This is a genomic window from Sphingomonas sp. (assembly GCF_023266535.1).
Classification (GTDB): domain Bacteria; phylum Pseudomonadota; class Alphaproteobacteria; order Sphingomonadales; family Sphingomonadaceae; genus Sphingomicrobium.
Genome location: NZ_JAHFPY010000010.1, coordinates 34,357 through 44,819, shown reverse-complemented (window position 1 = coordinate 44,819; position 10,463 = coordinate 34,357). Strand labels below are relative to the sequence as shown.

The following is a 10,463-nucleotide window of genomic DNA, read 5'->3' as shown; positions in this document are numbered from 1 at the left end:
CGCGGGCGAGCGGATGTGGCCGGATACGCTGAACATCATGGGCTGGCGGGTCGAAGATCCCGGCTTCGCGGTGGTGTTTGATCGCGCCATTCCGCCCTTTGTCGAGGCCGAGTTGGCCGACGCGGTCGACGGCATGCTGGCCGGCATGGGCCGTAGCCGCTCCGGGATCGACCGCTTCTGCTGCCACCCCGGCGGGGTCAAGGTCATCGACGCCATCGAAAGCTCGCTGGAACTGCCGGTCGGAACACTCGACCTGGAGCGCGACGTGCTCAATGACTGCGGCAATATGAGCGCGCCGACGGTGCTGTTCGTGCTGGAGCGCCTGATCGCCCGCGGTCTTCCCGAGACTGTGTTGATGACCGCCTTCGGCCCCGGCTTCACCTGCGCCGGGATGCTACTCGAGTGCCCATGATCTGGCCGTCGATCGCGCTGCTGGCCTTCGTCACGCTGCAGCGGCTCGTCGAACTGCCGCTGGCCCAGGCCAACACGAAACAGCTGTTGGCCGCGGGCGGGCACGAAGTCGGGGCGAGCCATTATCCGCTGATCGTCGCCCTCCATGCCGCCTGGCTGATCACCTTGTGGTGGCTGGCGCCGGGCCGCCCGATCGATATCCCGTTCCTGCTATTGTTCCTGTTGATCGAGGCGGGCCGTGTTTGGGTGCTCCGGACGCTCGGCCCCCGCTGGACCACGCGGATCATCGTCGTACCCGGCGAAGCGTTGGTGGCGAGCGGCCCCTACCGCTTCGTTCGGCATCCCAACTACCTAGTGGTGATCGGCGAGGTCGCGGTCCTGCCGCTGGTGTTCGGCCTGTGGGATATCGCCATCATCTTTTCCCTACTTAACGCAGTGATTTTGACGGTCAGGATCAAGGCCGAGAACACCGCCCTTGGCCACTAACGAACTGAGATAACTCTGCGAGTTAGCGGGTCGAGAATAATCCGCCTTTCAAAGCCTGATGGTTTAGCGGTGCCATAGGCCATAATCGTGACCGCAACACTGCTCTGTTGCCAGGTCGTGCATCTCACATAACGGTGACCCACTCCGGCAATGCCCCACGCCTGAAACTGGTCTCTCAACAGTGCCGAAACGCTGAGTATCTGGCGCGCCTTTACGTCAAACAGAATGCAATCGGCTTCGTTGCTCTCAGCATAGTCATTGATGAAGATGTGCTGGGAGGTTGGAGACCAACCAACGTCAACATGCCTGTTGTAGGTCATGAGCTTTCGCTTGAATTTGGTTCGGCGATCTTCGATCCAAAGAGCGTGATTTGGCGCCTGATCGCGATTGATGTTGATCACTGAGTACCGGCCGCTCGGAGATACGACCTCGGCCACGCTGCCCGGAAGGCTTATGAGTGCAGCCGCGAACAAAAACATCTGCATTCCTCAAGGCAAATCTTGTGCTTCTTCTACTCGCCAACCTTCGCTTGCGGAATAGGCGCCCCGCGCCTATATGGCGGCCACTCTACTCGACATCGTTAAGGCGTTGAGGCTGAGCCCGGAGGGGTTCGGCGCCGAGAAGTTTTGGAATTTGGAGATCGCTTGACCGATACCGCCGCCATCGCTCGTCTGATCGAGCCCGCCGTCAAGGAATTGGGCTTCGACCTTGTGCGCGTGGCGATGATTGGCGGCTCATCGGACCCGACGCTGCAGGTGATGGCCGAACGGCCCGACACCCGCCAGCTGACGATCGACGATTGCGCGGAGATTTCGCGCAGCCTCAGCGACCTGCTCGATGCCGAGGAAGCGGCTGGCCGTGACCCGATCGACGGCGGTTACCGGCTGGAAGTTTCCTCGCCCGGCATCGACCGGCCGCTGACCCGCCGCGCCGACTTCGCCGACTGGGCCGGGCACGAAGCGCGGATCAAATATGTCGAGCCGGTCGACGGCGCCAAGCAGGTGTCCGGGATCATTGACGGAATTTCCGGTGAAACGATCTGCATCGCCACGCCCAAGGGCGAGCGGCAGGTCGCTTTCGCCAACATTGCATCGGCCAAGCTGCTCTTGACCGACAAGCTTATTAACGCCACCGCGCCGCTCAGCACCGAAGGCGCCGATTTGATCAAGACGGAAGGTTGAAGAACATGGCCACGACAGCAGCATCTGGCGCTCCCGCCGCTGCCACCGCCAACAAGGCCGAACTGCTGGCCATCGCCGACGCAGTCGCGCGCGAGAAACTGATCGACAAGGCCATCGTCATCGAGGCGATGGAAGACGCGATCCAGCGCGCCGCCCGCGCCCGCTACGGTGCCGAGAACGACATCCGCGCCAAGCTCGATCCCGTAACCGGCGATCTTCGCCTGTGGCGGGTCCTCGAAGTGGTCGAGGAGGTCGAGGACCATTTCAAGCAGATCGACCCCAAGGGCGCCCAGAAGCTCCAGGCCGGCGCCGCTGTCGGCGACTTCATCGTCGATCCGCTGCCGCCGATCGAGTTCGGCCGCATCGCCGCCCAGGCCGCCAAGCAGGTCATCTTCCAGAAGGTCCGCGACGCCGAGCGCGAGCGCCAATATGAGGAATTCAAGGACCGCGCCGGCGAAGTCATCACCGGCGTCGTCAAGCGCGTCGAGTTCGGCCACGTCGTGGTCGACCTGGGCCGCGCCGAGGGCGTCATCCGTCGCGACGCGCAGATCCCGCGCGAAATGGTCCGCGTCGGCGACCGCATCCGCTCGCTGATCCTGCGCGTCTCGGCCGAAACCCGTGGCCCGCAAATCTTCCTCTCCCGTGCGCACCCGGACTTCATGAAGAAGCTGTTCGCGCAGGAAGTGCCGGAAATTTACGACGGCATCATCGAGATCAAGGCCGCTGCTCGCGATCCGGGGTCGCGCGCCAAGATTGGCGTGATCAGCTACGACAGCTCGATCGACCCGGTCGGCGCCTGCGTCGGCATGAAGGGCAGCCGCGTCCAGGCGGTGGTCCAGGAGCTGCAGGGCGAGAAGATCGACATCATTCCGTGGAGCGAGGACACCGCGACCTTCGTCGTCAACGCGCTCCAGCCGGCAACCGTCAGCCGCGTCGTGATCGACGAGGAAGAAAGCCGCATCGAAGTGGTGGTGCCCGACGACCAGCTCAGCCTGGCGATTGGCCGCCGCGGCCAGAACGTCCGCTTGGCCTCGCAGTTGACCAACTCGCAGATCGATATCCTGACCGAGGCCGACGCCTCCGAGAAGCGCCAGCGCGAATTCGTCGAGCGGTCGGAACTGTTCCAGACACAGCTCGACGTCGACGAGACGCTGGCCCAGCTGCTGGTCGCCGAAGGTTTCACCAGCCTCGAGGAAGTCGCCTATGTCGAGGTCGACGAAATCGCCTCGATCGAGGGTCTCGACGACGAGATTGCCTCGGAGCTGCAGAGCCGCGCCACCGAGGCACTCGAGCGCCGCGAAGCCGCGTCCCGCGAAGAGCGCCGCAAGCTCGGTGTCGAGGATGCGCTGGCCGAGCTGCCCTACCTCACCGAAGCGATGCTGGTGACGCTGGGCAAGGCCAATATCCGCACGCTCGACGACCTCGCCGACCTCGCCACCGACGAGCTCATCCAGAAGAAGCGCCAGGAGCCGCGCCGCCGGGCCGAAACCGCCCCCAAGCGCACCGAGGAGAAGGCCGGCGTGCTGGCCGACTATGGCCTCAGCGAAGAGCAGGGCAACGAGATCATCATGGCAGCTCGCGCGCACTGGTTCGAGGACGAGCCTGAATCTGAGGAGGCCGCCGATGCGGGATCCTCAGAATGATCCGCTAGACGCTCACGGTCCCGAGCGGAGCTGCATCCTCACCCGGCGGACCGCGCCGCGAGAGGAGCTGATCCGGCTTGCCCTCGGTCCTGACAATCAGGTCGCGCCCGATGTCCGCGCCCGCGCGCCGGGTCGCGGGGCGTGGATCGGCGTCGGCCGCAAGGCCCTCGACGAGGCCAACGCCAAGGGCAAGCTCAAGGGTGCGCTGGCCCGCGCCTTCAACACGAGCGAACTCGACGTCCCCGCCGACCTCGGCGAGCGGATCGAGACCGCGCTGCGCCAACAGGCGCTTGACCGGCTTGGGCTAGAGGCTCGCGGTGGCACGCTGCTGACCGGAGCCGAGCGGATCGACCAGGCGGCGCGTGCCGGCAAGGTCCATCTGCTGATCCATGCCGCTGACGCCGGCGAGGACGGCAATCGCACGCTCGATCAGGCCTGGCGGGTTGGCGGCGGCGACGCCCAAGGCCTGGTTTTTCCCGAAGGACGCACCATCTTGTCGATGGCGCTGGGCCGCGAAAATGTGGTACATATCGCCCTGACCGATGCCGCCGCCGCAAGGCGCGTCACTCTCGCCATCAACCGGTGGCAAGCTTTCATTGATCCCGATGCTGGGCTAGAGCGCGGCCACTCCGCGCGGCCGGGCGCGGCTGATGTATTTGTAGACGAAGGAAACGCATGACCGACCAGACGGATAAGCCCAAGCTCGGCACCCGGCCACCGCTGGGCCTGAAGCGCACGGTCGAGACCGGCAAGGTGAAGCAGAGCTTCAGCCATGGCCGCTCGAACACCGTCGTGGTCGAGGTCAAGAAGCGGCGCATCCTGGGCAAGCCCGGCGAGGCCCCGGCTCCCGAGCCGAAGCCCGAGGCGGCCGCGCCCGCGCCGGCGCCGCAGCCAGCTGCGCCGGCTGCCAAGCCTGCCGCGCCCAAGCGCCCGGTCGACGACATCACCGCGCGCAAGGAAATGCAGGAGCGTCTGCTGCGCGAGGCCGAAGAGGCCCGCATGACCTCGCTTGAGGAAGCGCGCCGCCGCGAGGACCGCTCCAGGCAGGAGCAGACCGAGGACGAGAAGCGCCGCGCCGAGGATAATCGCCGCGCCGAAGAGGAAGCTGCGCGTCTCGCCGTCGAACAGGCTGCCGAGGCCGAGCGCCTGGCCGCCGAGGAAGCGACTGCGGCTGCCGCGGCTCCGCCACGCGAAGAGGCTGAAGAGGACGACCGCGAGGTCCGCCGCTCCGCGGCCCCCGGCCATGCCGTCAAGCCTGCCCGCCCGGCTCATCCGGGCGCCAATCGCGGCCGGGTCGACGAGCGTCGCCACGCCGGCAAGCTGACCGTCAGCCGCGCGCTGTCGGGCGAAGACGACAGCCGCGCCCGCTCGCTGGCTGCCCTTCGCCGCGCCCGCGAAAAGGAAAAGCGCCACCATCAGGAAGTCGGCCCGGCCCAGAAGCAATATCGCGACGTCGATGTGCCCGAGGCGATCACCGTCCAGGAACTCGCCAAGCGCATGGGCGAGCGCGGCGCCGATTTGGTCAAGGCGCTGTTCAAGATGGGCACCCCGGTGACCATTACCGAGACCATCGACCAGGACACGGCCGAGCTGCTCATCGTCGAGTTCGGCCATCGCATCAACCGCGTGTCCGAATCCGATGTCGACATCCAGACCGAAGCCGATGTCGACGCGGAAGACACGCTGCAGCCGCGCCCGCCGGTGGTGACGATCATGGGTCACGTCGACCATGGCAAGACGTCGCTGCTCGACGCCATTCGCGGTGCCAATGTCGTCTCCGGCGAGGCCGGCGGCATCACCCAGCATATCGGCGCCTATCAGGTCGCGATGAAGGACAAGTCGAAGATCACCTTCCTCGATACGCCGGGCCACGAAGCCTTCACCGAGATGCGCGCCCGCGGCGCCAACGTCACCGACATCGTCGTTCTGGTGGTGGCGGCCGATGACGGATTGAAGCCGCAGACGATCGAGGCGATCAACCACACCAAGGCGGCCGGCGTGCCGATGATCGTGGCGATCAACAAGATCGACAAGCCCGGCGCCAACCCGCAGAAGGTCCGTGAGGAGCTGCTGCAGCACGAAATTATCGTCGAGCAGATGGGCGGCGACGTCCAGGACGTCGAAGTCTCCGCGCTGCAGAAGACCAACCTCGACGGCCTCTTGGAAGCAATCAACCTCCAGGCCGAAATCCTCGAGCTGAAGGCCAATCCCGACCGTCCGGCCGAAGCCACGGTGGTCGAGGCCAAGCTCGACAAGGGCCGTGGCCCGTTGGCGACCGTGCTGGTCCAGCGCGGCACGCTCCGCGTCGGTGACGTGATCGTTGTCGGCGCCGCCTCGGGCAAGGTCCGGGCGATGATCGACGATCATGGCCGCCAGGTTAAGGAGGCCCCGCCGTCCTTCCCGGTCGAGGTGCTCGGCCTCGGCGCCGTGCCGTCGGCCGGCGACCAGCTTACCGTGGTCGAGAACGAGGCGCGCGCCCGCGAAGTCGCCGCCTATCGCCAGTCGGTGCTCGACAAGCGGCGCACCACCTCGGCGCCGGTCAGCCTCGAGAATATGTTCGCCAACCGCGCTTCGACGACCATCGAATTCCCGATGGTGGTCAAGGCCGACGTGCAGGGCTCGGTCGAAGCGATCGTCAATGCGGTCAACAAAATCTCGACCGACGAGATCAAGGTCCGCGTGCTCCATTCGGGCGTCGGCGCGATTACAGAAAGCGATGTCACGCTGGCTGCCTCGACCGGCGCGCCGATCATCGGCTTCAATGTCCGTCCCAACGCCAAGGCGCGCGAAACCGCCGAGCGCAACAAAGTCGAGCTACGCTACTACGACGTCATCTACCACCTCACCGACTGGGTGAAGGGTGCGATGGCCGGCGAACTCGGTCCGGAGATCATCGAAATGGTGGTCGGGCGCGCCGAGGTCAAGGAGGTCTTCCCGGCGGGCAAGAAGGACAAGGCTGCCGGCCTGCTGGTGCTCGAAGGCATCATCAAGAAGGGCCTGCATGCGCGCCTTACTCGCGAAGATGTCATCGTCAGCAAAACGACCATCTCGTCGCTGCGCCGCTTCAAGGACGACGTGAAGGAGGTCAACGCCGGCATGGAGTGCGGCGTGCTGCTGGCCGACACCAACGACATCAAGCCGGGCGACAATCTCGAAGTGTTCGAAGTGGAAGAGCGTGCCCGCACGCTCTGAGCCGCCGAGCGTAACGAAAGCGGAGCGCAGCGAGCGTCGTTACGTCGAGAGACGGCGAACGGCGGACGGCCTGCGAGCGCAGCTCGACAGGACCGACGGCGCGGATTCACTCCGCGCCGGCCCGCTGGTAGAGTGTAGCTGATGCGTACCAAGGAAACCCCCGAAGGCCGCAGCGTCCGCCTGCTTCGCGTCGGCGAGCAGGTGCGCCATGTGCTGAGCGAAATCCTCCAGCGCGGGGACGTGCACGACGACACGCTCGCCAGCCACCTCGTGTCGATCACCGAGGTCCGTATGTCGCCCGACCTCCGCCACGCGACGATCTTCGTGAAGCCGCTGCTCGGCCAGGATGAGGAAGCGGTGCTCAAGGCGCTGCGTCAGAACACCGCTTATTTGCAGCGCGAGGTCGCCCACCGGGTCCGCATGAAATACGCCGCCAAGCTGAAGTTCATCGCCGACGAGAGTTTCGACGAGGGCAGTCACATCGACCGGCTGCTGCGGTCCGACCATGTCGCGCAGGATTTGGATGACCATTGATCGTCATCCCCGCGGAAGCGGGGACCCAGCCAGAGAAAAAAATCTAGGTTCCCGTTTTCACGGGAATGACGAGTTGGGAACGCCCATGACCGGCGATGGCTGCCAGGCCGAGCTTTACACCGATGCATGGCACGACGCGCTCAAGGCTGCCTGCGCCGAGGACAGCGAAATCTGGCAGATTTACGCCAATAATTTTGGGACTGACGGGTTCGACGACAGCATCGCCCTGTACCGCTCAACGCCTCGCAACCGCACCTTCGTCCTGTTCGAAGGCGAAGAGTTCGCCGGCATGTCCTCCTATCTCGGCATCGACGAAGGCCGCGGCGTGCTGGAAATCGGTGGCACCTATTACCGTCCGCCCCTGCGCGGCACCGGCTTCAACCGGCGAGTCAAGGAGATGATGCTGCGCCGCGCCTTCGACTGCGGCTTCCGCCGGGTCGAATTCCGCGTCGACGAACGCAACAAGCGCAGCCAGGCGGCCATGACCAAGCTCGGCGCCACGCGCGAAGGCGTGATGCGCGCCGACCGCATCACCTGGACCGGCCATGTCCGCGACACGGTGCTCTTTTCGATCCTCAAGGAAGAATGGCCTCGATGAAACGAGCACTAATGGCCACATCGATATTGTGCACTGCCGCATGCCAGCAGCTCGACACCGCCACCCAGCAACCTATCTCCCGGGCTGAATCCGAACGCGTATTTTTGCGCGCCGCGTCAGTCTTGCGAACCAAGTTCAATCTAGACGCTTCGACATGCTTGGTTCGGGATGTCGCGAAAGAATTCATTGATGAGGCGAAGGCGGACGGCCCTCTGCTTCCATCGGAGAAGTTCGACCAGTTGCCAAGCGACGTTCTCCGGGGCTGGATAGTTGCGAACGGGGCAATGAATTGCAGTTCGTCACTGCATTTCTTCGATCCCTACTATTTTGACGCGAAGGATGGAGCGGGCCACCAATCTCGATTTGCGGGCGTGTCATCCTTTCGAGAATGCGGGCCGCAATGCCAGGATGTGTACGACCTCACATTTCAACGAAATGGCAGCGATTGGACTTTTGTGGAGAATCTTAGCTCGATGAAGCGCCATCGCCCGGCGACCCAGGGCGTGACGAGCAAGGAGCGAATGTAGATTGACCGACAGCCTGCTGCTGAACGCTGCGTCCTGGATCGTCCCGCTCGTCATTGCGATCGTTTTCCACGAAGTCTCGCACGGCTGGGTCGCGAACATGCTTGGCGATCCGACGGCCAGGCAGCGCGGGCGCTTGACCTTCAACCCGATCAAGCATGTCGATCCGGTTGGAACAGTCATCCTCCCGATGATCCTGGCGTTGAGCGGCGCTCCGATTTTCGGCTGGGCCAAGCCGGTGCCGGTCGTCGCGAGCCGCCTGCGCAACCCGCGTTATCATATGATGCTGGTAGCGCTGGCCGGCCCGGGCATGAATCTGCTGCTGGCGGTTGTGGCGGCGCTGGCGATCGCGGTGCTGGCGGCGTTCAACCCCACGGGCGAGCTCTGGCAGTTCATCAGCCAGAATTTGCTCAATTTCATGGCGATCAATGTCTTCCTTGCCGTCTTCAACCTGATCCCGATGCCGCCGTTCGACGGCGGCCACGTCGTCGAAGGCCTGCTGCCGCGAAGCCTTGCGGTTCACTACCGCAAGCTTGGCCGATACGGCTTCCTGCTGCTGATTATCCTGCTGCTGGTCGTCCCGAAGATGTTCCCCAGCGCGAACGTCGTGGCCAAGCTAATCGACCCGCCGGTCAACTGGAACATCCGCGCGCTGCTGCCCAATTCGGTGGGGTAAGGCTGGATTAACCGGTGCAGCCGAATACAGTGGCCCAATGTCGATCCGCCTGATTGGACTTGCGCTGCTGATCGCGGCCACGCCCGTTGGAGCAGCCAAGCCCGCCGCCCTGACGATCAAGACCGGTGAGACGTGGCAGTTCAGCCTGTTTCGCGGCCAGCCGGTTCACGCGCGCAAGGCCAGTGCCGATGCCAGGCCCGCTTCGGGCCAGATCCAGGTTACGGTCCGAAGCCTGCTCGGCACGACCATGACCATCGTCAGCAACAATCCGATCGCCTTCACCTACCGGGCAGAGCTGCTCGGCACTGACAATCCGGTCGCGGCGCGCAGCTGCGCGCTGCCGCCAGACGGCCGGCTGTCGTTCGAATCCTGGCCGCAAAAGGCGGATGCCGTCCGCCTCAGCGATTTCAAGGTTGCGCCCAAGGGGGGCGCCTGTCCCTGATGGCGAGGATTTACCTTTACGCAATTTCAAGCTTGGCGCTGGCGAGCTGTAATGCTGCCAAGTCCGACGAACCACAAGGACAGGGATCTAACGCCGTATGGCATAGGGCAACCGGCGCGCTGGATGACGATTGTAAGCATATCGGCGTAAACCCGGATGGTGGTGTCCAGTTCATTTCGACCTGTCCGCAGACGTCGATCTCCCCGGACAAACGTTGGACGCTTGTCCAGACACCGGCCATCGGTCCGGAAGAGGCTTACGAGGTCCACATTCTCGCAAGTGACGGAACAAAGGTGGGGAGCGTGCCTGGCCTCAACGACGGGATGCCATTCGATCTCCACTGGTCGCCGCGACCAAATTGGTTCTTCGTAAATCATCATGTCGGATCGTTCTTGGACCGACCCGAAGTGTATGAAATCACTCGAGGCACAGTCGCGCAGCGCCCTGCGATGACACTGGAAGGATTGAAGCAAGCACGGCGCATCTCACCTTGCTTGCCAAATCCGGATTGGGATTGGGCTACCGGCCTCGCTTACGGCTGGTCCCGCGATGGCCGAAAGATCGCATGGCTATTTACAACGAGGCCAGATGCTTGTGTTGGGCTCGACCATGAGGGTGAGATTCCGCCCGAAAAGCAGTGGAAATCCTTCTACATGATCTCGGACGCCGAAACCGGCGCCATCGTTTCCGGATCCATTCGGATCGATAAATCGGAAGGGCCTGCGGAATTGCCGAGCGATGGTCCTTACTACGAGTTCCGCCCGGGAAACAGCTAA

The 10,463-nt window shown here is 64.0% G+C and carries 13 protein-coding genes; 12 read left to right on the top strand and 1 reads right to left on the bottom strand.

Features of this window, described 5'->3' with window-relative positions; translation table 11 throughout:
* Both Q0C64_RS02775 and Q0C64_RS02770 read left to right on the top strand, forming a co-directional pair.
* The coding region (locus tag Q0C64_RS02775) for a 3-oxoacyl-[acyl-carrier-protein] synthase III C-terminal domain-containing protein (protein WP_294120663.1) at positions 1–412 on the top strand (412 nt) is incomplete at its 5' end.
* Positions 409–897, top strand: a complete 489-nt coding sequence (locus tag Q0C64_RS02770; protein ID WP_294120662.1) for an isoprenylcysteine carboxylmethyltransferase family protein — start codon at positions 409–411, stop codon at positions 895–897. The genes Q0C64_RS02775 and Q0C64_RS02770, both read left to right, overlap by 4 nt.
* On the opposite strand, the gene Q0C64_RS02765 is transcribed toward Q0C64_RS02770, so the two are convergent.
* Positions 894–1,298 carry a hypothetical protein gene (locus Q0C64_RS02765; protein ID WP_294120660.1) on the bottom strand — a complete coding sequence of 135 codons (405 nt, stop codon included), beginning with the start codon at positions 1,296–1,298 and terminating at the stop codon, positions 894–896. The two genes, Q0C64_RS02770 and Q0C64_RS02765, sit on opposite strands and share 4 nt — an antisense overlap.
* A gap of 243 nt (positions 1,299–1,541) precedes the next feature.
* On the opposite strand from Q0C64_RS02765, the gene rimP reads away from it, so the two are divergent.
* The 10 genes from rimP (at position 1,542) to Q0C64_RS02715 (ending at position 10,463) form a co-directional block, all read left to right on the top strand.
* Positions 1,542–2,078, top strand: a complete 537-nt coding sequence (gene rimP, locus Q0C64_RS02760; protein WP_294120659.1) for a ribosome maturation protein RimP — start codon at positions 1,542–1,544, stop codon at positions 2,076–2,078.
* A gap of 5 nt (positions 2,079–2,083) precedes the next feature.
* Entirely contained in the window at positions 2,084–3,721 is a 1,638-nt protein-coding gene (gene nusA, locus Q0C64_RS02755) for a transcription termination factor NusA (RefSeq protein WP_294120658.1), read from the top strand.
* Complete coding sequence (locus tag Q0C64_RS02750) at positions 3,702–4,400, top strand: DUF448 domain-containing protein (protein ID WP_294120657.1); 699 nt, start codon at positions 3,702–3,704, stop codon at positions 4,398–4,400. The genes nusA and Q0C64_RS02750 overlap by 20 nt, the downstream gene beginning before the upstream one ends.
* The gene (gene infB / locus Q0C64_RS02745) at positions 4,397–6,913 is read left to right on the top strand and encodes a translation initiation factor IF-2 (protein ID WP_294120656.1); all 2,517 of its coding nucleotides are present in this window, start codon (positions 4,397–4,399) and stop codon (positions 6,911–6,913) included. The genes Q0C64_RS02750 and infB overlap by 4 nt, the downstream gene beginning before the upstream one ends.
* Positions 6,914–7,054: 141 nt before the next feature.
* Positions 7,055–7,447, top strand: a complete 393-nt coding sequence (gene rbfA, locus Q0C64_RS02740; RefSeq protein WP_294120655.1) for a 30S ribosome-binding factor RbfA — start codon at positions 7,055–7,057, stop codon at positions 7,445–7,447.
* Between the two features lie 85 nt (positions 7,448–7,532).
* A complete protein-coding gene (locus tag Q0C64_RS02735; protein ID WP_294120654.1) occupies positions 7,533–8,045 on the top strand; it encodes a GNAT family protein in 513 nt (170 codons plus the stop codon).
* Positions 8,033–8,572 carry a hypothetical protein gene (locus tag Q0C64_RS02730; protein ID WP_294120653.1) on the top strand — a complete coding sequence of 180 codons (540 nt, stop codon included), beginning with the start codon at positions 8,033–8,035 and terminating at the stop codon, positions 8,570–8,572. The genes Q0C64_RS02735 and Q0C64_RS02730 overlap by 13 nt, the downstream gene beginning before the upstream one ends.
* 1 nt (position 8,573) lies before the next feature.
* The gene (locus tag Q0C64_RS02725) at positions 8,574–9,245 is read left to right on the top strand and encodes a site-2 protease family protein (protein WP_294120652.1); all 672 of its coding nucleotides are present in this window, start codon (positions 8,574–8,576) and stop codon (positions 9,243–9,245) included.
* 37 nt (positions 9,246–9,282) lie between these two features.
* Positions 9,283–9,687: a hypothetical protein gene (locus Q0C64_RS02720; RefSeq protein WP_294120651.1), complete on the top strand. Its 405-nt coding sequence runs from the start codon at positions 9,283–9,285 to the stop codon at positions 9,685–9,687.
* Positions 9,687–10,463, top strand: coding sequence for a hypothetical protein (locus Q0C64_RS02715; protein WP_294120650.1), 777 nt, complete (start codon positions 9,687–9,689; stop codon positions 10,461–10,463). The genes Q0C64_RS02720 and Q0C64_RS02715 overlap by 1 nt, the downstream gene beginning before the upstream one ends.